20 protein-coding genes and 1 pseudogene are annotated in these 20514 nt (G+C 70.6%); 7 read left to right on the top strand and 14 right to left on the bottom strand.

All coding sequences use genetic code 11. The annotated features are described in order from the left end of the window. From BN6_RS25235 to BN6_RS44110, 7 genes and pseudogenes are all read right to left on the bottom strand, one after another. Positions 1-1656 carry a gamma-glutamyltransferase gene (locus BN6_RS25235; RefSeq protein ID WP_015102596.1) on the bottom strand — a complete coding sequence of 552 codons (1656 nt, stop codon included), beginning with the start codon at positions 1654-1656 and terminating at the stop codon, positions 1-3. Continuing rightward, positions 1653-3461: a dipeptide ABC transporter ATP-binding protein gene (locus BN6_RS25240; protein WP_015102597.1), complete on the bottom strand. Its 1809-nt coding sequence runs from the start codon at positions 3459-3461 to the stop codon at positions 1653-1655. Before BN6_RS25240 ends, BN6_RS25235 begins: the two co-directional genes overlap by 4 nt. Then, on the bottom strand, positions 3458-4273 hold the full coding sequence (locus tag BN6_RS25245) for an ABC transporter permease (RefSeq protein WP_015102598.1): 816 nt from the start codon (positions 4271-4273) through the stop codon (positions 3458-3460). The genes BN6_RS25240 and BN6_RS25245 overlap by 4 nt, the downstream gene beginning before the upstream one ends. Further along, entirely contained in the window at positions 4270-5220 is a 951-nt protein-coding gene (locus tag BN6_RS25250) for an ABC transporter permease (protein WP_015102599.1), read from the bottom strand. The genes BN6_RS25245 and BN6_RS25250 overlap by 4 nt, the downstream gene beginning before the upstream one ends. Before the next feature lie 4 nt (positions 5221-5224). Beyond that, positions 5225-6850 (bottom strand): ABC transporter substrate-binding protein, encoded by a 1626-nt coding sequence (locus BN6_RS25255; protein ID WP_015102600.1) that lies wholly within the window; start codon positions 6848-6850, stop codon positions 5225-5227. Positions 6851-6869: 19 nt separating this feature from the next. Beyond that, positions 6870-7883 carry an Lrp/AsnC family transcriptional regulator gene (locus tag BN6_RS25260; protein ID WP_015102601.1) on the bottom strand — a complete coding sequence of 338 codons (1014 nt, stop codon included), beginning with the start codon at positions 7881-7883 and terminating at the stop codon, positions 6870-6872. Beyond that, positions 7880-8497, bottom strand: a pseudogene (locus tag BN6_RS44110) (hypothetical protein); the annotation flags it as partial. The pseudogene BN6_RS44110 and the gene BN6_RS25260, both read right to left, overlap by 4 nt. Between BN6_RS44110 and BN6_RS50065 the strand changes: the two are divergent. Beyond that, positions 8497-8826 (top strand): MmyB family transcriptional regulator, encoded by a 330-nt coding sequence (locus BN6_RS50065; RefSeq protein ID WP_197540187.1) that lies wholly within the window; start codon positions 8497-8499, stop codon positions 8824-8826. The pseudogene BN6_RS44110 and the gene BN6_RS50065 overlap by 1 nt on opposite strands. Here BN6_RS50065 and BN6_RS25270 read toward each other — a convergent pair. Continuing rightward, on the bottom strand, positions 8735-9634 hold the full coding sequence (locus BN6_RS25270; RefSeq protein WP_231904745.1) for a hypothetical protein: 900 nt from the start codon (positions 9632-9634) through the stop codon (positions 8735-8737). The genes BN6_RS50065 and BN6_RS25270 overlap by 92 nt on opposite strands. 146 nt (positions 9635-9780) lie before the next feature. After that, complete coding sequence (locus BN6_RS25275; RefSeq protein ID WP_015102604.1) at positions 9781-10335, bottom strand: RNA polymerase sigma factor; 555 nt, start codon at positions 10333-10335, stop codon at positions 9781-9783. A gap of 464 nt (positions 10336-10799) precedes the next feature. Here BN6_RS25275 and BN6_RS25285 point away from each other — a divergent pair, with 464 nt between their 5' ends. Continuing rightward, complete coding sequence (locus tag BN6_RS25285) at positions 10800-11657, top strand: phosphotransferase family protein (protein WP_015102605.1); 858 nt, start codon at positions 10800-10802, stop codon at positions 11655-11657. Positions 11658-11710: 53 nt separating this feature from the next. On the opposite strand, the gene BN6_RS25290 is transcribed toward BN6_RS25285, so the two are convergent. Continuing rightward, complete coding sequence (locus BN6_RS25290; RefSeq protein ID WP_041313964.1) at positions 11711-12592, bottom strand: arylamine N-acetyltransferase family protein; 882 nt, start codon at positions 12590-12592, stop codon at positions 11711-11713. 73 nt (positions 12593-12665) lie between these two features. Between BN6_RS25290 and BN6_RS25295 the strand changes: the two genes are divergently transcribed. Further along, a complete protein-coding gene (locus tag BN6_RS25295) occupies positions 12666-13268 on the top strand; it encodes a TetR/AcrR family transcriptional regulator (RefSeq protein ID WP_041313967.1) in 603 nt (200 codons plus the stop codon). A gap of 377 nt (positions 13269-13645) precedes the next feature. On the opposite strand, the gene BN6_RS25300 is transcribed toward BN6_RS25295, so the two are convergent. Beyond that, the gene (locus BN6_RS25300) at positions 13646-14158 is read right to left on the bottom strand and encodes a hypothetical protein (protein WP_015102608.1); all 513 of its coding nucleotides are present in this window, start codon (positions 14156-14158) and stop codon (positions 13646-13648) included. 670 nt (positions 14159-14828) lie between these two features. Between BN6_RS25300 and BN6_RS25305 the strand changes: the two genes are divergently transcribed. Next, entirely contained in the window at positions 14829-15008 is a 180-nt protein-coding gene (locus tag BN6_RS25305; RefSeq protein WP_015102609.1) for a DUF3558 domain-containing protein, read from the top strand. Positions 15009-15142: 134 nt separating this feature from the next. Here the strand turns inward: BN6_RS25305 and BN6_RS25310 are convergent, their stop codons facing one another. Beyond that, a complete protein-coding gene (locus BN6_RS25310) occupies positions 15143-15991 on the bottom strand; it encodes a helix-turn-helix domain-containing protein (protein WP_015102610.1) in 849 nt (282 codons plus the stop codon). A 124-nt stretch (positions 15992-16115) separates the two neighbouring features. On the opposite strand from BN6_RS25310, the gene BN6_RS25315 reads away from it, so the two are divergent. Continuing rightward, a complete protein-coding gene (locus tag BN6_RS25315) occupies positions 16116-17117 on the top strand; it encodes an alpha/beta fold hydrolase (RefSeq protein WP_015102611.1) in 1002 nt (333 codons plus the stop codon). Positions 17118-17492: 375 nt separating this feature from the next. Continuing rightward, positions 17493-18179 (top strand): alpha/beta fold hydrolase, encoded by a 687-nt coding sequence (locus BN6_RS25320; protein ID WP_015102612.1) that lies wholly within the window; start codon positions 17493-17495, stop codon positions 18177-18179. A 65-nt stretch (positions 18180-18244) separates the two neighbouring features. On the opposite strand, the gene BN6_RS25325 is transcribed toward BN6_RS25320, so the two are convergent. Continuing rightward, positions 18245-18652, bottom strand: a complete 408-nt coding sequence (locus tag BN6_RS25325) for a RidA family protein (RefSeq protein ID WP_015102613.1) — start codon at positions 18650-18652, stop codon at positions 18245-18247. Between the two features lie 240 nt (positions 18653-18892). Beyond that, positions 18893-20050: an aKG-HExxH-type peptide beta-hydroxylase gene (locus BN6_RS25330; RefSeq protein WP_063641831.1), complete on the bottom strand. Its 1158-nt coding sequence runs from the start codon at positions 20048-20050 to the stop codon at positions 18893-18895. 221 nt (positions 20051-20271) lie between these two features. On the opposite strand from BN6_RS25330, the gene fxsA reads away from it, so the two are divergent. Next, the gene (gene fxsA / locus BN6_RS43030) at positions 20272-20436 is read left to right on the top strand and encodes an FxSxx-COOH cyclophane-containing RiPP peptide (protein ID WP_015102615.1); all 165 of its coding nucleotides are present in this window, start codon (positions 20272-20274) and stop codon (positions 20434-20436) included. The last annotated feature ends 78 nt before the right edge of the window (positions 20437-20514 follow it).

Genomic DNA, 20514 nt, shown 5'->3' on the forward strand with positions numbered 1-20514 from the left:
TCACAGGGCGGCGGCGCTGCCCGCGCGGCGGGGTCCGGCGCAGCCGAACAGCCGGTCGTCGTCACCGCGCCAGCTCATCTGGAACGAGCCCAGGTGCCAGTCGTAGGCGGGCAGCGGCGACATGAGCAGTCCGAGCGAGGTCACGCCCCGGGTGACCTCGTCGGGGATCCGGCTCTCCATGGAGAACTGGTAGTCGTCGCGCAGCGGGTAGAGCCGGGGCGCGTCCTCGGCGGCGTAGGGGTCCATGCCGTAGTCGAGGATGTTCGACAGCACCTGGGGCACCGTGCAGTAGACGCTGCCCGGGGATCCCAGGCCCAGCACCGGGCGGCCGTCCTTGAGGACCAGGGTGTTGCCGATCGCGCAGCGCATCCGGCCGCCGCCGGTGAACCAGCCGCCGAGCCACATGTCCATGCTGTTCACGCCGTTGCTGCCGATCATCGGCACCCCGCCGATCACCTCGCCCGGGATGCCGGATCCCTGGAGGGTGTTCATCGACTGCACCCAGTTGCCGTACTGGTCCACGATGGACAGCTCGCAACTGCCGGCGGACTGGGCCGGCGTGGCCGGGGGCAACTGCCCGATCGCGGCCAGCCGCGCCGCTCCCCCGGTCACCTCGACGTGCTTGGCGAGGTCGGCGGTGGGCCTGCTGCGCCGGATCAGCTCGGCCACCATCGCGTGGAACTCGCGTGACATCAGCACTTCGGTCGGGTTGTCGAAGATCTTCGGGTCGTTGAGGAGGTTCGCCTCCTTGTCCGCCCGCCGCAGCGCGTGCGCCACGTAGTACAGCGCGTCGGCCGACTCGGTGTAGTGGCCCAGGGAGGTGATGTCGAGCTCGTCCAGGATGCCCAGCACCATCGAGCAGAACACGGCCTGCCGCTCCGGCGGTGAGAGCTGCACGATCTCGTGCCCGCGGTGCTTGTAGCGCAGACCGCTGCCCCACTCGGCCTTCGAGACCGCCAGGTGCTCGGCGGTGATCGGCCAGCCCAGTTCGTTGGCGCGGCGCAGGAAGTCCCGCGCCCAGCCGCCGGTGATGAAGTAGTCCGGGCCCTCCTCGGCCAGCCGCAGCATGGTGCGGTGCAGTTCCGGCTTGGGCCACCGGTCGCCGACCTGCGGCAGGTGCCCGCCGGGCGCGAAGTGGGCGCGGCCGGAGGGGGTGTAGAGGAAGAAGTCGTAGGACTGGGCCATCACCAGGTGCTCGAAGGAGTCCACCACGTGGCCGACCTCGGCCCAGTGCACGGCGGGCGCGCACAACTCCGCCCAGGGGCGGGTGGCGAACCGCTCGTAGAGCGCCTTCATGCCGGGCATGAAACCGGGGATCACCGCGTACGGCCCGGCCCCGCTCGCCGAGTACTGGCTGCGCGGCGGCGGGACCCGGTGGAACGGCGGCAGGTCCGGCGCGATCGTGCCGTGGCTGTTGAGCTCGTGCACCGTCCCGGTTTCCGCCTCCCAGAACAGCATCGTGAACATGCCGGCGTGGTTGGTCAGGTCCTGCTGCACGACGGCCTGGACCAGCGAGCCGGCGATGACGGCGTCCACCGCCGTCCCGCCGCCGTGCAGCACGTCGCGCATGGTGTCGGTGACGATGGGGTGCTGGCTGGAGCACACCGCTCGTTCGCCGGACACCGGGGTCTTGGGTCCAACGCGGCCGTCGGTCACCTGGTGACTCCTTCCTGGTCGAGCCCGAGCACCGAGCCCACGAGGCGGGCGGTGTACTCGTGCCCGGGGTTGTCCAGCACGAGGGCCGTGCGGCCCTGTTCGACGATCTCGCCCCGGTAGAGCACCAGGACGCGATCGGTCATCTGCCGGACGACGGACAGTTCGTGGGTGATGAACAGCATGCTCATCCGGTACCGCCGTTGCAGTTCCCGCAGCAGGGTCAGGATCTCCGCGCGGACCGACACGTCCAGCGCGGCCACCGGTTCGTCGCAGATCAGCAGCCGGGGCCGCAGCGCGACGGCCCGCGCGATGGCGATCCGCTGCCGCTCGCCGCCGGAGAGCTGCGCGGGGCGCCGTCGCGCGTGCTGCTCGGTCAGCCCGACCTGGGCGAGCAGTTCGGCGGTCTCGGCCCGGTGGTCGGCGGCACGGTCGCGGGCGGTGATCGCCTCCCGCAGGGTCGCGCCGATGGTGCGGGCCGGGTTCAGCGACGAGTACGGGTCCTGGAACACGACCTGCACCAGGTGGGCGACACCGCGCGACTGCTCGCGGCTGAGCCGCCGGTAGTCGGTCAGGTCGAGCCCGCCCAGCCCGATGGTGCCGGAATCGGGGCGGGCCAGGCCGAGCAGCGTCCGGGCGATGGTGGTCTTGCCCGAACCGGACTCGCCGACCAGGCCGACCGACTCGTGCACGCCGACGTCGAAGGACACCCCTTTGACCGCGTCGGTGCGCTGCTTGGCGGCGGACAGGTCCCGGTACGACTTGCGCAGGTCGCGCACGGTGAGCAGGACACCGGGGGCGGCGACGTTGGCGTCCCCGGTGTCCTGTCCCTCCTGTTCTGCCGGGCCGAGGAGATCCGGGGCGATCTCGTCGACGCGCAGGCAGGCGGTCGTGTGGCCGGGGGTGGTGAGCGTGAGCAGCGGCCGCTCGGCACGGCAGGCGTCCACCGCCCACGCGCAGCGGGACGCGAAGCCGCACTGGCCGCCGACGGAGTCCGCCGGGGGCACCCGCCCGGGGATGGACCTCATCGTCTCGACCCGGCGGTCGACCGGCAGGTGCGACCCCAGCAGCCCGGCCGTGTAGGGGTGCCTCGGGTCGCGCCGCAGCTCGTCGGCGGGGGCCTGCTCGACCAGGCTCCCGGCGTACATGACCATGATCCGGTCGCACACCGAGAACGCCACGCCGAGGTCGTGGGTGACCAGCACCAGGGCCATCCCGCGCCGGCGGCGCAGGCTGTCGAGCATGGCGAGGACCTGCGCCTGCGTGGTGGCGTCCAGCGCGGTGGTGGGCTCGTCGGCGATGAGCAGGTCCGGGTCGCCGGCCAGCGCCGCCGCGAGGGCGACCCGCTGCCGCATCCCGCCGGAGAGCTGGAACGGGTAGCGGCGCGCCACCCGCGCGGGGTCCAGGCCGACCTCCTCCAGCCGGCCGTGGACCTCCGCGCGCACCTTGGCGCGGTTGCGCCGGATCTCGGCCGCGAGGCCCTCCGCCACGTGCGCGAACACCGTCTGCACGGGGTTGAGCATGGAGAACGGGTCCTGCATCAGCAGGCTGATCCGGCCGCCGCGCACGGTCCGCAGTCCGCGCTCGGGCAGGCCGAGCAGCTCCCAACCGTCGAAGGTCACCGAACCGGTCGCGCTCACGCCGGCGGGCAGCAGGCCGACCAGCGAGCGGACGGTGAGCGACTTGCCGCTGCCGGACTCGCCGACGATGCCGACCGACGTCCCCGCGTCGACGGAGAAGCCCACGTCCCGCACCAGCCGACGGCCCCGGTGGCTGATGTCCACGCTGTCCACGGTGAGCAGGCTCATCGTGCCTCCCGCCGTGTCGTGAGCCGGTCGTAGACGCTGTCGCCGAGCACGGTCGCGCAGACCGCCGTGAGGATGATCAGCACGGCCGGCGCGAGCGAGAGCCACGGCTCGGACAGGATCTGCTCGCGGCCGTCGGCGATCATCACACCCCACTCCGCGCTGCCCGGCTGGCCGCCGATGCCCAGGAACGCCAAGGCGGAGAAGGCGATCAGGGCGACGACGAAGTCCAGCAGGAACGTTGCCACCACCGTCGGCACGATGTTGGGCAGGACGTGCCGGAACATCACCGTGCGCGCGGGCAGCCGCAGGCTCTGGGCGGCCTCCACGTAAGGGAGTCCGCATTGGACGCTCGCCGCGCTGCGGATCATGCGGATCGCGGTCGGCACGGACAGCAGCGACAGCACCAGGACCGTCACCGCGTAGCCGCCCGACGAGATGCCCACGACCACGATGGCCACCAGCAGTGCGGGCAACGCGTACATCACGTCCACCAGGCGGCTGATCACCGCGTCGACCCGGCCCCGGTAGTACGCGGCCGCCAGGCCCAGGCACACACCGACCGCCACGGCCACCAGCGCCACCAGCAGCGGGCCGACCACCGCGACCCGGGCACCGGAGATCACCCGGGACAGCACGTCCCGGCCCAGGTCGTCGGTGCCCAGCCAGTGCTGCGCGCCCGGCCCGCTGGAGCTGAGCATCAGGTCCTGGGCGTTGGGCGGGAACGGCGCCAGCAGGTCGCCGGTGACGACGCAGACCAGGATCACCGCCAGCGGCACCGCCGCGACGATCGCGGGCGCTCCCAGGCGCTTCACGACGCCACCTGCCGGGCCCGGATGCGCGGGTCGAGCAGGCCGGTGAGCACGTCCACGGCCAGGTTGACCAGGATCACGAACGCCGCCGCGACCATGGCGATGCCCTGCACCATCGGGATGTCCTTGGTGTTGACCGAGACCACCAGCAGCGACCCGACACCGGGCAGCGAGAACACCGTCTCCACCAGCACCGCGCCGGACAGCGCGGCGATCAGCACCACCCCGGAGGAGGTCACGATCGGCACCGCCGCGTTGCGCAGCGCGTACTTGACCAGCACCCGCCCCGGCGCCACTCCCCTCGCCCGCGCGAAGGTGATGTAGTCCTGGTCCATCACGTCGAGCATCGCCGCCCTCGTCTGTCGCAGCACGATCGCCATCAACCCGGCGGCCAGCGAGACCGCCGGCAGCACCAGGTGCCAGAGGCCGTCCGCGAAACCGTCGCCCGAACCGAACACCGGGAACCAGTCCAGCAGCACGCCGAACACGTACACCAGCAACAACCCGACCGCGAACGGCGGCGCGCTCATCCCGAAGGCCGCCGCGGTGGACACCACGCGGTCCGCCGCGGCACCGCGCCGCAGTCCGGCCGCCGTGCCGAGCGGAATGCCGACCAGCACGACCAGCAGCAACGCGAACAGCGCCAACTGGAAGGACATCGGCAGGGCCTGGCCCAACGCGTCGAGCACGTTCTCGCCCGAGCGCACCGACGTGCCCAGGTCGAACCGGACCGCGTCGGCCAGCCACCGGCCGTACTGCACCAGGAACGGGTCGTCGAGGTGGTACTTGAGCGTGGTCGCCTCGATCAGCTCCGGCGTGGTCGGCGCGGTGCCCATCAACGTCGCCAGCAGCGATCCCGGTGCCAGCGCGAGCAGGCTGAACACCAGGAACGACACCAGCAGCAGCATCGCGACCATCGCGGCCAGGCGGCGGGCCAGGAACCTGGTCATGGCATCACGCCGTCGCCCGGACGCGCTGGATCCAGGTGCCGTCCAGGACGTCGGACTGGGTGACCGGCTCGGAGAAGGTGAACCCCTTGCCGAGCGCGACCACGAAGTTCGGCGCGTACAGGGGGATGTAGGGAAGCTGCTCGGAAACCTGCTTGAGCACCGACTGCGTCGCCGCCCAGCGCGCCTCGCGGTCCACGGAACCGGTCAGCGCCTTGACGTCGTCCTCGATCTTCGGGGTGGTCCAGTTGGCCAGGTTCAGGCCCGGCGCGGCGATGCCGGCCTGCCCCACCACGCGCGGCAGCACCGCGTTCGGGTCGGGGATGGTGGCGATCAGCTGCATCGACTGGATGCCCGGGGTGTCGTGCGCGAACACCCGCTTCGCCCACACCTCCGGCGATTCCGGCTTCGGCGTGATCGTGACGCCCAGTTCCTTCATGTTCTCCTGGAGGTTCAGGATCGTCGGCTCCGCCCACGGCGAGCTGGTCGTGTAGGGGATGGTGACCTCGAACCCGCCGGGCGTCTTGGACTGCGCCAGTTCCGACTTCGCCTTGCCCTTGTCCAAGTCGTACTGGGGCAGGGTTTCCAGGAAGCCCTTGGCCGTGTCGGCGGACCCGGCGACACCTTCCAGCAGGGTCTGCGGCACCAGGCCCCGCAGCACCACGCCGTTCGCGCCGTAGACCGCGCGGGACACGCCCTGGCGGTCGATCGAGTGGGCGACCGCGCGCCGCGCGTGGATGTCGTCGAACGGCGGCTGCGAGGTGTCCAGCGTCAGGTAGCTGGTCACGTTGGCGGGCAGTTGCACGGTCTGGGCGCCGGAGATGTTGTTCCACTGCCCGATCTGCTTGACGTTGGTCACCTGCGCGCCGTTGATCGAGTTCGAGCGCATCGCCAGTTGACCGGTGTTGTCGTCCTTGATCGGGACGAACGAGACCGCCTTGGCCTTGGGCTGGGTCTTGGCGTGCTTCGCGTTGCGCTCCAACAGGATCTTGTCCGGTCCGCTGGACTTGAACACGTACGGCCCGGTGCCTACGGGCAGCCCGGACGGCGTGCCCAGTGCCGCCCCGGCGGCTTCGGCGGCCTTCTTCGACTGCACGTAGGAGATGACCGAGAGGTTGTCGCGCGCGGTGGGGTCGGCGAACTTCAGCTTCACGGTGACGGTCGTCGGGGTGGTGGCGGTGATGCTGTCGATGCTCTTGACCCGTCCGGCGGTCTGCGCGCCGGCCTTCGCGTCGGTCACGTGCTGGAGGCTCCACACGGCGTCCTCGGCCGTCAGCGGGGTGCCGTCGGAGAACTGCGCGCCGGGCGCGAGTTCGTAGACGATGGAGGTCGGGTCGGGCTGCGTGACGCTCGCGGCCAGCGCCGGGCGGAACGTGCCGTCGTTGGCCACCCGTTCCAGCGGTTCGGTCACCAGGCTGATCACCTGCTGGGTGTTGACCGTCGCGTCCTTGGCCAGGTCGAGCGACACCGGGAGCTGTTGCAGGGCCCAGGTGAAGCTGTCGAACTCGGTCTCCACCCCGGCCGCGGTGGTGGTGCCGGAACCGTTGCCACCGCCGGCGCACGCGGTCACGAGCAGGCCGGCGATCGCGGTCGCGGCGACCGTCTTGCGTCTGCGCCTGTTGAGAATCGTCATTGTTTCTCCTTCTGCGGCGTTACTCACCGGCCGGGCCGGGCGCTTCGAGGGGCAGGAAGGCCCGTTTGAGGGTCCGGATGTTGATCGACACCCGGGTGCCGCGCACGCCGGGGAGCGTGCCCAGCACCTCGGTCCGGAACCGGAACAGGTCGGCCTGGGCGGGCACGGTCAGCTCCACCAGCAGGTCGCTGTCCCCAGCGGTGGCCGCCACGTACCGCACTTCCTGGCGCGCGGCCAGCGCGCGCACGGCGTCCGCCAGGGCGGCGGGCTCCAGGTCGACCCAGGCGAACGCCTGGATGCCGAAGCCGAGCAGTTGGGCGTCGACCAGCGTCACCGGGTGCACCCGGCCGGTCGCGATCAGCGCGTCGGTGCGGCGGCGCACGGCGGACTCGCTCAACCCGGTGGCCTGCGCCAGGTCGGCGAAGCTCATCCGGCCGTCGACCCGCAGCCGTTCGGCGATGACCTCCTCGACCGCGTCCAGCGGGGCCGGTTCCTCGGCCGGTGCCAGGTCCAGCAGGGGCAGGCGCACGCCGGGGAGGTCGGCGACCAGCGAGTGACTCCAGTCCACAGTGGACTTGAACTCCCGCAGCACCGGTTCCGACATCGTCTCGAACGTGGCGTCCACCCCGGTCAGGGTGTCCAGCAGGATCGTCGCCAGGTCCTGGGTGGACGGGGTGATGAACTCGGCGAGCAGCCCGTAGCGGCCGGTCAGCACGGCGACCATGCGCACGTCCGCCCTGGCCACCAGGTGGTCGGCCAACGTGCGCAGCGACTTGTTGGTGACCGCGAAGTACACCGTCACCGGGAAGCCCTGGCCGGTGCGGATGGAGTCCACCACGACGGTCGTGCGCAACGCCCCGGACGTGGTCAGCGCCCGCACCCGACGGGCCACCGTGGACTCGGAACTGTCCACGGCCTTGGCCAGGTCGCGCCAACTCACGCGGGGGTTGGCCTGGAGGGCGGCGGCCAACCGCGCGTCGAGGGACGCACGCTCCCACCACCCGCCGGGCGCCGGACCGTCTGGTGAACTCATGCGAGCACCGTACGCATCGTGACGGTATCCGTCCATAGGCGTCGGCATCTTGATGAGATCCGCGCCAGAACTGCGGGAGCGCGCCTCCTCACCGTCCCCACCGGCGGGCACTGGGCAACACGGCACCGTGCCTTCAGCGCAGCCGCTACCGCACCCGGTTCTCGTGGAGGGTCGGGGCCGGGCATGCCGGTGTCGCCGTGCAGCCGTGGCTTGTCGGCGATGTCGAAGACGAAGGGCAGCTCGACGGTCTGGGCGGCGCCGAGTCGTCCGTTCAGGGCCGTTGAGCGATAGCCGGACGAGTAGACGTGTGTGCGGCCGCTCAAGGTTTGGGCGTGCGCCATGCGGGCCCTACCGGCACCGAACAGTGCCTTCCCGAGCACCGCGGAGCGCAGCTCGCCCGGTGTCGCGTTCGGCAGTGCCGCGCGGTGCGCCGCGACCTCGGCCTCCAGGTCCGCGTGCACCCCGGCGACGATGGCGAGCACGCCTGCCTCCGTGGTCGACTCCAGGTTGCCCTGCGGCACAACGTGGAGGTTCCCCTCTTCGGTGTTGATGCCGATCAGCAGGTCGACGTCGGAGGCGGGGCCATCTGCGAGACCGTCGGCGGGCTGGACCGATGACCACGAGCGCGAGCACCTCGACCGGCTTGAGGCACCCGCAGGACCCGCTGCTCGCGGAGCTGATCGGCGAACTGACCATGAAGAGCCCGGAGTTCGTCGCGCTCCGGGGCGATCACCGCGTGGCATCCTGCGATGTCTCGCCCTACTACCCGCACCATCCCGTCGTCGGCACGGTGACCTGTCCTGGGAGGGCCGGCATGATGTCGGCCCTCCCAGGACAGTGCGGTACGAGGATCAGAACTTGCCCGCAGCCACGTCGGCGAGGGTCACGCGGCCTGTCTTGTAGTTCACCACCCAGGGCTTGGACGGTTCCGCCGCGTCCTTGACCGGGATGCCCTCGGAACGGATCGGCAGGCCGTTGTCGGCGTTGACGGTGAGGACGTACGTGGTGTTGCCCCCCTGAATGGCGGGAGCCGCGGTGAGGGTCAGCGCGGCCTGGCCGTCGACGTCGGTCTTGCCGATGGTCACGTCCTCCATGGTCGCGAGCAGCTTCAGCACACCCGCGCGGACCTCCGCGTCGGAGGCGGCGATGTACAGCGCGTGCGTGGTGTTGCTGAACAGGTGGTTGTCGATGCGGTTCTCCAGTTCCTCGCCCGTCGGCCGGTCGGGAACCTCCTGGCCGGACTCGCGGAACTTCTCCTCGACCTCCGCCATGGCCCGCGCCCACGCCTCGTCCGCCTCGGCGGGGCTCAGGCCGATTCCCAAGGGGTTGCCCGCGGCGGTGATCATGTCGACCTTGGCCTTCTCCACGTCGCCGTTCGCGGCGAGGCGGGCCGCCGCCGTCACCTTCGCGTTGAACGGCGAAGCGGGCTCGGCGGCGCCCTTGGCGACCGTGGCCGCCAGGTTCTGCGGCGAGTCGCCGGTGAAGACCTGGCCTTGGTCGGTGTAGACGGTGTAGTAGAGCTGCGGCCCGTCCGGCAGCAACTTCGTGTTGATGATCAGCGACGCTTCTCCTGGCAACGTGCCGGCCGCCTGGACCGCGGAGGCCAGCTTCACCAGCGGTGACTCGACCACCACCTGCTGGGCCGCGTCGGAGGGGCCGGCCGGGACGTTGCCGTCCGTCGTCCCCATCACCACGGCCGCCGCGACGGCCGCCGCGCTCACGGCCGCGACGCCGGCCTTGGTCCAGGACATCCACCGCTTCGGTCGTACGACTGTGTTCACGGGTTCCGCCATCGCCGTGTGCAGCGCCGTGCGAGCACGGTCATAGGCCTCGGGCCTCGGGGACGGCACTTCACGCAGGTCCTTCATCAGATCCATTTCATCCATGGGGTGCCTTCTCACGTTGTCGGGACTCGCAACAGCGCGGCCACCTCGGGGGCCTCACGCAGCGCCTTGCGCGCCTGGTGCAACAGGCGCCGGGCCGTGCCGGCGGGAATGTCGAGCACCCGCCCGGCCTCGGCGACGGTCAGGTCCTCCCAGGCGACCAGGCCCAGCACTTCCCGCTCTTCCGGTTTGAGCCGAGCCAGTGCACTTCGCAGCTGTGCCTGCGTGTCCACGCGGGCATCCACCGCCGGCCAGGGATCCCAGTCGTTCGCCACGCTGGTCAGGTCCGACGCCGGCTCCTCGGCCGGTTCGGACCGCCAGTGCCGCCGCAGCCTGTTCAGTGCGACGCCGTACAGCCAAGGCCTGGCTTCGGGGTACGAACTGTCATAGGTCGCACGGGACTCGTAGGCCGCCACCCACACATCGCCGAGCACGTCCTCGGCGGCCTGACGCCCCACTCTGCGCGCCAGGTAGTTCCCGATCGCGGCCTCGTGACGGCTGATCACTTCCACGAAGGCAGCGGTGTCTCCACGCAGCGATCTGCCGATCAGTTCCGCGTCTGACGACATGAAGCTCCTTGGGTTCGCTCAGCCCTTACACCCCGTCTTTGCCAACGCGCGCCCAAAGCGTTCAGGTTGCCTCACCCCATGACGAACGTCGCTGGTCAGCGCCTGGTGAACTGCCGGACGAACGAGGCTTGGTCACACGTCGTCGACCTGCCGTCGCTGAAGCCGGAGCGTTGTACGCGGTCGGGCCGACCGGACTCCGATTCGTTCGAGGTCAGCGGCAACGCGTCCAGCGTGACCACCGGGACGGGCACCATGTAGTCGGGTGTGCGCGCACCCCCGCCGTTCCGGGTGTTCATCCTGCCCGGCCCGCATCGTCGTGAACGTCCCCCACCAGCGGTGAGCCGTGGCGGGATCGCCGCAGAGGAGATCCCGCCACCATCTGGCAGGTAGTGCGGAAGTACATCATCTTGTCATCACGAACATCCGCCCATGCCGCTGATTGAGCACGTGCGAGGATTCACGGTGTGGAGGCGGAGGTCGTTTGGCGTGCGACGGCCGCGGCGACGGCACTGGCCGGAGAGCTGCGCCTGCGGGTCGGCGACGCGGTCGTGATCCAGGATTCGAACATGCTCGCCCTGCGTCTGCTGCCGTGCGGCGTCTTCGCCCGAGTAGCGCAGGCGGGGCAGGAGGTGGCCGCGTTCGAGGTCGAACTCGCCGGGCGACTCGCCGCCACCGCGAGCCCCGTCGCGGCACTGGACCCCCGGGTCGAGCCGCGGGTCTACGAACGCCACGGCTTCGCCGTGACCTTCTGGACCTACCACGACACCGTGACCCCCGACCCGGACTTCCCCGGCGCATACGCCGACGCGCTCCACCACCTGCACGCCGGCATGCGACACGTCGAGACCGAAGCCCCGCACATCCTCGACCGGGTCGCAGAGGCCGAACGACCGGTCACCCACCCCGACGACACCCCCGCGCTCACCGACACCGACCGGCATCTCCTCCTCGACACCCTGCGAAGCGCCCGCGAACGCATCCGCGGCCACGGTGCCGCCGAGCAACTGCTGCACGGCGAACCGCATCCCGGCAACCTGCTCAACACCCGTAACGGCCCGCTGTTCATCGACCTCGAGACATGCTGCCGCGGACCCGTCGAATTCGACGTGGCCCACGTGCCGGAAGAGATCGGCACGAGCTACCCCGACATCGACCACGCCCTGCTCGCGGAATGCCGGCGGCTCGTCCTCGGACTGGTCGCCGCCTGGCGCTGGAACATCCGCGACAACTTCCCGAACGGGCGTAGGCACGGCCAAAACATCCCGACCCTGCTCCGCAAAGGCCCACCATGGCCCACACTCGGCACCCTCACCACCGAATAACAGAACCCACGCACATGCCGCTGATCGAGCGGACGTTCGTGATGGCAGGCGGTTCATCGGCTCGGACCGGTCGTCGGTGGCGTGCTACACCGATTCCCTTGCTCAGGTGCGCGCGGCCTGCTGTCGGATGGCAGCCATGCTTCGTGTTGGTGGCCGGTCTTCTCCCAGAGCATGGCCAGGTGTTCGGGATCGATGTCGTCCAGCGGGATTCGGAACTCCGTCAGCGCCGCGGCGAATTCGTCTAGAGTGGACAGTGCGCGCTGGTCGGTGCCGCGAGGGCCGGTGCGGGTGATCGTGCGTGCACGCAAGGCCAGTTCGTGGTCGTCGCGGTGGTGTTGAGCCACGAGCACCCTGACGAACGGGGAGTCGGCAGGCTTGTCCGTCGCTCTGGTGGCGTACTCGGCGAGTTCGCGTGGCGCGGTGCGGAAGTCGTAGGAGGAGACCGTGCCCTCCGGGTGGTGGTGCACACGCCACGTTCCAGTGTCGAGGCGTTCCATCCGGTAGGCCAGTCGTCCCTGGCGGTGCGTGCCCTCCCGCAGTGGCAGCGGTTCGAGGAACGCGTCTCCGATCCCCGTGTCGGCCAGCCACCGCTGTCCCTCGACGTCCACCAGCAGGGCGATGTGGTTGCCCCACTGCCCCTCCCCGCGGGTGGCGCGGAGCACCGCCGCCTCCACGATCGTCACAGTGAACCCGACCGCCCGTAGCAGCAGGGCGAGCGCGCCGTTCATCTCGTAGCAGAGACCTCCGCGCTCACGGCGTGCGAACTTGTCCACCAGCGCGTCCGGGGTGAGCAGGACCGGCCTGGCGAGCTGGATGTCGATGTTCTCGTACGGAACCCGCAGCCGCCACGCCCGGTGCAACCCGCGCAGCGTGACCACGTCGGCCCGAACGGGCTCGCGGTACTCCAGTCGCTCCAGAAACGCCTCGATCACCATGACCACCTCTCGCTACATTGGCTCTAACTTTAGAGTGACTCTAACATCATGGTCACTCCAGTACCATGGCCGCATGACCGAACCGACGGGGTTGCGAGAACGGAAGAAGCAGCGCACCCGGAGGGCGCTGATCGAAACGGCGTACCGGCTCTTCGCGCAGAAGGGCTACGACCGGACGACCACCGCCGAGATCGCCGCCGCCGCCGAGGTGTCCAACGCGACGTTCTTCAACCACTTCGCGACCAAGGAGGACCTGGTCCTCACCGAGGACGGCGAGCACATCCTGCGCACCGGCCTGGAGGTCATCGCGGAGCGCCACTCCGGCGACACGGCGCTCGACGTCCTGCGTCGGGCGATGCTCCGGATGCTGGCCGAGGCCGAGGCAGGACTCCGCGACCCGGCCGGCGAACTGGAAACGATCCGGCTGGACCTGATCACCTCGGTGCCGGCGCTGCGGGCGACCATGCTGCAACGGGCATTCGACGCCCAACAACAACTGACCGCCGCACTCCGACAGACCCACACCGACGAACTCGACGACATCGACGCCGCCGCGCTCGTCGGCGGCGTCACCGGAGCCGTTCTCGCCGCCGGACAAGCAGCTCTGCGAACCGGCCAACCCCTCGGAACGGCAATGCGGCGTGCCATCGACATCGCTACCGGACAACCGAAGTAGCCACCCAGACAACGGCCAGGATCACCCGTGCCACATCACCGGCCGACCCCTGCGCCGTCGGCCGGCAGGCCTTCTCCGTCGGGGTCGGCCCCACCAGCGCGAGTCCTGGGGCGAAGGTGGGCGGGGCCTTGTCCTGCCTCGGGGTCGCAGAGTTCCGCGGTCGGGTCGTCGGTGAGCGCGTTGGCCGCCGCGGTGACGGAGTCGTTCGGCGACTGGCACGACCCATCCGGTCGAGCGCCGCCCGCCGGTCATCAAGATCCGGTTCGCAGCGCTGATCGCGGCGATCCGGCCCCGTGGTGAGCGGACGGGTGTGCCGGCCGGTGGTCAACGCCTCCGGCCGGCAAACCCGACGTGCTCGAACAGAGATGTCCGATCGACTACCCGCAGGCCATGTGGTCCCAGACATAGGCAGGTCCGCTGGTCCCGGAACTGTAGGAAACGTGCAGCATTCTCCAGACAGTGACCCCGCAGGGCGACTTGAACAGTCGGTCACCGCTGGTATGGATCGTCATCTGCTGTCCGGCGGCGAGCGTCACGGTGCCGCCGTCCTCCCAGTACCACTCTCCGTCATCGATGGAGTAGTCGAGTGTCCAGGTGACCGTTCGGGCACTCGTGGCGGTGTTGATCAGGCCGAGGTAGCCGCGGTGGAAACAGGAAGTACTGTCACAGTTGTAGCGCACGCACGGCTGATAGCGGATCGGTCCGAAGCTTTGGGTGCCACCGCACTTCGGCGATGCCATGACCCCCGCATCGGCCGTCGCTCGCGGTGCGGAGGTCTCGGTGGCGCCCGCGGTCCCGGTGCCGACTATGGCCATCGTTGTGGCCATCCACATCACGAGCAGCATCCCGAGGATTTTTCTCAAGATGAACACCTCTTCGTCCCTGTGCACAGTCGTCACCCCGTGGACTGCGAAGGTGAACCGCGCTTCCCCTGGCTGGCCAGGCAACTGTAGAGGCGGTCCGGCGGAATCGGGAAGGGTGCTTTCGAGGCACGGTTTCATCCCTGTGGGGTGTCAGAAGTCGGCCGCTGGCTCTGACCTGTCTGTTGGGCGGAGGGCACGTACTGGTTGATCAGATCGCCGAAGATCGGTAGCAATGCACTCTCATGCTGCTGGGCGAGCGTTCATACCCATCTGGAAGTAAGAACCTCCCGCGGTGAACGACAGCTATGCGGACCCGGCAAGGCCGGCGTCCCGCCGTGCCCCGGCCGGTGCCGTCGCCGACCGGACCGGTCGACTGTCTCCCCACGGCTCCGGGACGAGGGGAACACCTTGCTCCGCTCCGCCTCTCCCCTGCTCGTCCTGGTCGCCGCCGCGCTGACGGCATGCTCGACGGGCACCCCCGCCGACACCGTTACCACCATCATGGCCACCACTCCGCTGTCAGTGGACGCGTTTGCGGAAAGCGCCGTGCACCGGGCTGAACGCAGACCAGAACGCCCGGCTCGGCCTGTCGCAGGTCAAGGCGACCGGAAACGGCGGCCCAGCACGACCTGCGTGTGGAGGGCGTCGGAGCACGAGTCGAACCCGGTCGTCATGAGCGTGGAAGCACTCGACGGCGGTGTTCGCGGCGGACTTCGACGGGCGTCCCAAGGGCATATGCGTGCTCTGGGTCGGCGCGTCGGAAAACCTGGTCATGCAGTGGGGCACCGACCTTTCCGAAGGCCCGGACGCCACCGATCCCTGCTCGGCCGCGAAGCGAATCGCGACCACCGTGGTGGGCAACCTCAGGACCACCTGAGTCACACCCGCGACGGACACAGCCCTCGACCCGCCGACGCCTCTCGTCCGGCCGGCGACGAACATCCGCGCATGCCGCGAAACGGGCGCTGGAACGTCCGCTTCTGCCGATAGGCCGATCGCTCACGGTGCCAATCAGGACGTGCCGTTGTGTGCCGGCCAGGCTGTGTCGTCGACGGCCAGCCATGGTTCGTTCGCGGCGGCGGTGGGGGTCGTTCCGGTGAACACGCGGACGTCGTGGTGGAGGTGGGACTGGTCGGCGTAGCCACCGTCGGCTGCCACCCGCGCGGGGGCGTGCCCGCGGACGAGGCGGTGGATGGCGTGGTCGAAGCGGACCAGCATGGCGGCACGTTTGGGTGTCAGGCCGATTTGCGAGCCGAAGCGGGACCACAGGCGCTGGCGGCTCCACCCGCTCTGTGCCGCGAGGTCGCTCACGCGCGCTCGGCCGTGGCCGGCGACGATCTGGCGCCAGGCCCAGGCCACCTCGGGATCGACCAGGCTGCCTGCATGGAGGCGGGTCGACAGTTCTGTGTCGATCAGCGCGAAGCGCTCCGGCCAGGTTCGCGCGCGGTGCAGCCGCTCCCGCAGGCGCGGCGTGTCCCGGCCCCACAGGTCGTCGAGCGCGATGACGCTCCCGCGCAACTGCGCGAGCGGCAGCCCGAGCACGGGGTACGCGGAAAGCGGAGACAGGCGTATCTGCACACATTCGACGCCCTCGGCGCGCACCTGGAACGCGCTGAAGGCGAGCCCGGCGACCAGGCTCTCGGACCGCAGTCGACCGGCCCTGCCGTGGATGTCGAACGGGCGGTCACCGAACTCGACGGCCACGGTGACAGCCGGGTGGGGGATGGCTCGTAGTTCGATCGGGCTGTCACCGCGAATGCGGAACCCGGCCATGTCGACACCGGGCAGCGCGGTGGCCCGCGACGGTCGCGCGATCTCCCAGCCGGCGGTGGAGTCTGCCTTCCGGCGAACTGGTCGCACGCCTCGACCCTAGGGGTGGTTCGGCGGAGGGAGCAACCAACGCGAGGCCCGGACATTTCTCCAAGACTCGTCGCGTTGGCCACAGCGAAGGTGATGGCGCCTCGGCCCGATCGACGGAGGAGCCATGGACGAAACGACGACCTCGCGCGACCAACGCACCCACAGCCGCGCAGACGCGACGCCGGAAGCACCGCGCGGGTGGCGGGCATGGCGTCGACGGCGGCGGATCACGCTGCCGGCCGTCGGCGGGCTGGCCGTCCTCCTCGCGTGGAACACCGTGGCAGTGGACACGGAGACAACCGGTGCGTCCGGCGAGCAGATCGTGCGCCTTCCCGGCGGGGACGTCCACATCGTGCAGGATGGGCCGCCCGATGCGCCCACGGTGGTGCTCTTGCACGGCCTGGCCGGTTCGACGGCATGGTGGGACCCGGTGCTGCCGGCGTTGCGGGACTTGCACGTGGTGCGTGTGGACCTGCTCGGGCATGGCAGATCGGCCAAACCGGCCGTCGGCTACGGCATCGAGGAGCAAGCGCGCCGGGTCGGGGCCGTGCTCGATCAGCTCGGGGTGCGCCGCGCGAGCGTCGTCGGGCACTCCACCGGCGGTGCCGTCGCCACGTCGCTGGCCGAGCAGCGCCGCGACCTGGTGGCGGCGATCGCCCTGATCGACACCGGCCCGCGGGCGGACGCGTTCCTCGGCGACAGCTTCGTCGGGCACCTGATGACCACGCCGGTGGCGGGGGAGCTGATCTGGCGGCTGCGCACCGACGGCACGATCCACGGCGCACTGAGCACCGCGTTCACCCGCGAGGTGCAGATCCCCGACCAGATCATCGCCGACGTCCGCGGCATGACCTACCGCAGCCTCACCGCGACCGACGAGGCGGTCGACGCTTTTCTGAAGGAACAGCCCATCCCTGACCGGCTTGCCGACCTCGGCCTGCCGACCCTGGTGATCTTCGGCTCGCAGGACCGGCGGTGGCGGCCGTCCTCCGCCCAGGACTATCGCTTGAACCTCCACTCCCGCATCGAGATCCTCGACGGTGTCGGCCACACCCCCATGTACGAGGACCCCGACGCCACCGGAGCCCTCCTGCATGGCTTCGCCGTCGAAACCGCACCACGCTGATCAGAAATTTCTGACCCGGCATCACCACTCATCCGCCGCGCCTGGCGCTGATCGAGCGGTGTGGTGCGGTGGTGTCGTGTGGCCGGCGATCACCGCCAGGTCGAGGACGACGGCGTGTTCGGTCGCGGGTGAGGCCGCCAGGCAGAACCAGTCGGCGGAGCAGCCCTCGTCGACCAGACCCCACAACTCGGCCGACTTCGGTTCGAGGCGGTCGAGCAGCCGGTGCAGATGGTCGGCGAGGTCGCCGTCCGCCGGTCCGGAGGACAGCGCCCGGGGCGGCTGCGCAAGCGGAAGCAGAACGTCCGGAACTGTCTCTAGCCTGCCGTGTCGACGTACTGCGGTGACCTGACCGCGCGGGGAGATGGAGAAACGATCATGGACATCCTGCTCATCGCCGGTCTGTGGCTCGACGGATCGGCCTGGGCCGACGTCGCGTCCACACTCCGGTCGCTCGGCCACAACCCCGTGCCGCTCACCCTGCCCGGTCAGGGGGACGGACCCGCCTCCGCCACGCTCGACGACCAGGTGGCGACCGTGCTCACCGCCGTGGACGCGGCCGCCGGCAAGCCCATGGTGGTCGGGCACTCGGCCGCCTGCACCCTGGCCTGGCCGGCCGCGGACGCGCGTCCGGACAAGATCTCCAAGGTGGTTCTCATCGGCGGCTTCCCGGCTGCCGACGGGAAGCTTTACGCCGACTTCTTCGAGCTGCGGGACGGCGTCATGCCCTTCCCCGGCTGGGACCCGTTCGAAGGGCCGGACGCGGTCGACCTGGACGAGGGTGCCAGGCGCGCCTTCGCCGCCGCCGCGATCCCCGTTCCCCAGGGCGTGGCCACCGGCATCGTGCGGCTGACCGACGAGCGACGCTTCGACGTCCCGGTCGCGCTCGTGTGCCCCGAGTTCACCCCGGCCCAGGCGAAGGCGTGGATCGACGCCGGCGACGTGCCCGAACTCGCGCGGGTCGAGCACCTCGACTTCGTCGACATAGACTCCGGCCACTGGCCCACGCACACGAAGCCGGCCGAGCTCGCCGGGCTGCTCGCGGCGGTGGCCGGCACGGCCTGACCGGTGTCGGTGCCGCACGACCCCGGGGCACGACGACGCCGGCACGACGGCGGACCCGAGTGGGGTCAGCGGGGCAGCGCGGCCAGTGCCTCGACCTCGACGGTCAACGCCGGGGCGGCCAGGGCGGCGACGACGATCAGGGTCTGCGGCGGGTAGTCGCCGCCGGGGAACCAGCGGGCGAACGTCTCCGTCATCGCGGTGCGGAAGCCGGGCAGGTGCTCGGTGCCCGACACCATGCTGAACAGCCTCACCAGCTGCGCCGGCCCCGCGCCGGCCGCCTCCAGCAGGCGCTCGATGTTGGCGAACACCGCCCGTGCCTGGGACAGCGAGTCCTCGCCCGCCAGGCTGCCGTCGGGCAGCGTGCCGACCTGGCCGGCGAGCACCACCACGTCGTGGTCGGCGGACACGTGCGCCAGGTGGCTGTACGGCCCGGCGGGCGCGGCCACGGTCTCGGGATTCCAACGCCGGATCATGAGTCCTCCTCAGCTAGGTCGAGCTGGGCGGAACCCTACGTCGTCGCCTCCCGGCGGCGTGGACGGCGTCGGGCAGGCGGCGCGAGAGGTGGCGTGCGAGTGCGTGAATCGCCTCCGTCCACACTGGAGAGGACTTCGAGGGAGCACGGGCCGTTTCGGGCCCGTGGTGTGTTCCCACTTCGGGTGGACGCCGGGTGACCGGCCGCGCAGGGCGTCCTGGTCTGAGCCCTCGAAGTCGGTTCATCGACCAGGCGGCGGTCGTTCCGGACCGTCCTCGCGGCGCAGCACGCGGGCCCGGTGGTCAGCGGCGAGGCGGTCGGCTTCCGCTTGGGCTGCGGGTGTGATCGGGGTGGTGCGCCAGGACGACAGGGTGTTCGCCATGCCCTGCACGAAGTCCCGGCCGACGGTGGTCAGCTCGGCGCCGGCCAGCAACGTCTCCGCCACGTCCAGCGACGCGGTGCGCCAGCGGGCGAACTCCACCTCTCGGCCGGCCCGCCGGCAGAACGCCGCCACGCCGAGGTGGGCGTACGCGCCGTGCAGCAGGCCGTGGGCGGGTCGCGGGTCGTCGCGCCACGGCGCGTAGTACCGCTTCCCCGAGTCGGGCACCACCAACCGGAACAGGTCCATCAGCGCCACCAGCTTGGTGTGCTGGAGTTCGTGGGCCAGGGTCATCGCGGTGACCACCGGATCATGGGGCAGGGACAGGAAGACGCACCCGTACGCGTCGGCGTGCGTGGCGCTGTTGACGCCCTCGGCGGGCCGGCGCAGCGGCGTCAGGACGGTGATCGCGGCGGCGATCTCGGCCGCCACCGCGCCGTGGTCCCGGGTGAGCACCGCCCACGCGCCGGTCAGCCCCTCCTGCCACCGAGGCACGTCCGGGTCCTCCGCGAGCGGCAGCCGGGCGGCGCTCGAACCGATCTCCCGCGACCGCTCCAGCAGGAAGGTCGGGCCGCCGGGGACCTCGACCCGGGGCGTCGGCCGCCAGGTCAACCCGCCCACGTCGACCTTCCCGCGCGGGTCGCCCGTCAGGACGCCGAGGGTGGGCAGCCACGGCCGGCCGGTCCGGGGCAGGTCCAGCGAGACCGCCGCCCCGGCCCGCACCGCCGCCGCGGCGGCCACGTAGGCCAGCCACGCCGGTGCTCCCCGGCCGATCGCGGTCCTCGTGGCCCACGCCCCCACCGCCGGGTGGTCGACCACGTGGTGGACGGCCGCAACGGGCAGGCCCGCCACCACGTCCATCGCCTCGCGGGCCTCGGGCCACCGGTCCGCGACGTGGCAGATCAGCTGGAGGGTCCGGCTGCGCCGGGCGCGGGTCAGGAACTCCACCGCGGCGACGCCGCCACCGCCGCCGGCCACGGCGGCGAACAACGATCGCGGCATCCGCAGTTTTGGGGGCATCGCACCTCCGCCGCCGGTTCGCGGCCGGGATCCGGAGATGCCGCCCGCCGAACTCCGAGAAGGATCCCACAAGACCGTGGGATTACCGGGATGATTGCGGAATGATCGGCTAACCTCGCAACCCCGAGTGCCGCGACAGTTCGATGCTTCGCCTGAACGGCGCATTCCGGTCGCGGGGTTTCGACGGCCGCGGTCGGGAGCGGACACGCAGGAGGCGGGAGATGACCGATGATGGCGCGCTGGAGTCCGAACTCCTCGACCTCACCGAGGTAGCGCCGCAGGACCTGGGCGGGATAGCCGCTCCGGCGCTCCGCGAGTCCCTGCGACGGATACTGACCGAGAGGTGCGCCGCTGATCAGTACGCCGCCTTCCAGAGTTCGCTGTAACCCGATCACTGCGGCCATCCGAGTGAATTTGTGGCGACTGTCCGCAATAAAGCGGAATTCCGGTAATCCCGCGTCCAC

It is taken from the genome of Saccharothrix espanaensis DSM 44229, from assembly GCF_000328705.1.
Taxonomy (GTDB): Bacteria; Actinomycetota; Actinomycetes; order Mycobacteriales; family Pseudonocardiaceae; genus Actinosynnema; species Actinosynnema espanaense.

What these genes read in the sequence shown, in the direction of transcription:
- BN6_RS50065 (WP_197540187.1), top strand. Translation starts at nt 8,497, where the DNA reads ATGACCACGAGCGCGAGCACCTCGACCGGCTTGAGGCACCCGCAGGAC.
- BN6_RS25240 (WP_015102597.1), bottom strand. Translation starts at nt 3,461, where the DNA reads ATGAGCCTGCTCACCGTGGACAGCGTGGACATCAGCCACCGGGGCCGT.
- BN6_RS25320 (WP_015102612.1), top strand. Translation starts at nt 17,493, where the DNA reads ATGGACATCCTGCTCATCGCCGGTCTGTGGCTCGACGGATCGGCCTGG.
- fxsA (WP_015102615.1), top strand. Translation starts at nt 20,272, where the DNA reads ATGACCGATGATGGCGCGCTGGAGTCCGAACTCCTCGACCTCACCGAG.
- BN6_RS25295 (WP_041313967.1), top strand. Translation starts at nt 12,666, where the DNA reads ATGACCGAACCGACGGGGTTGCGAGAACGGAAGAAGCAGCGCACCCGG.
- BN6_RS25325 (WP_015102613.1), bottom strand. Translation starts at nt 18,652, where the DNA reads ATGATCCGGCGTTGGAATCCCGAGACCGTGGCCGCGCCCGCCGGGCCG.
- BN6_RS25290 (WP_041313964.1), bottom strand. Translation starts at nt 12,592, where the DNA reads ATGGTGATCGAGGCGTTTCTGGAGCGACTGGAGTACCGCGAGCCCGTT.
- BN6_RS25250 (WP_015102599.1), bottom strand. Translation starts at nt 5,220, where the DNA reads ATGACCAGGTTCCTGGCCCGCCGCCTGGCCGCGATGGTCGCGATGCTG.
- BN6_RS25275 (WP_015102604.1), bottom strand. Translation starts at nt 10,335, where the DNA reads ATGTCGTCAGACGCGGAACTGATCGGCAGATCGCTGCGTGGAGACACC.
- BN6_RS25270 (WP_231904745.1), bottom strand. Translation starts at nt 9,634, where the DNA reads ATGTCCTGGACCAAGGCCGGCGTCGCGGCCGTGAGCGCGGCGGCCGTC.
- BN6_RS25260 (WP_015102601.1), bottom strand. Translation starts at nt 7,883, where the DNA reads ATGAGTTCACCAGACGGTCCGGCGCCCGGCGGGTGGTGGGAGCGTGCG.
- BN6_RS25255 (WP_015102600.1), bottom strand. Translation starts at nt 6,850, where the DNA reads ATGACGATTCTCAACAGGCGCAGACGCAAGACGGTCGCCGCGACCGCG.
- BN6_RS25315 (WP_015102611.1), top strand. Translation starts at nt 16,116, where the DNA reads ATGGACGAAACGACGACCTCGCGCGACCAACGCACCCACAGCCGCGCA.
- BN6_RS25330 (WP_063641831.1), bottom strand. Translation starts at nt 20,050, where the DNA reads ATGCCCCCAAAACTGCGGATGCCGCGATCGTTGTTCGCCGCCGTGGCC.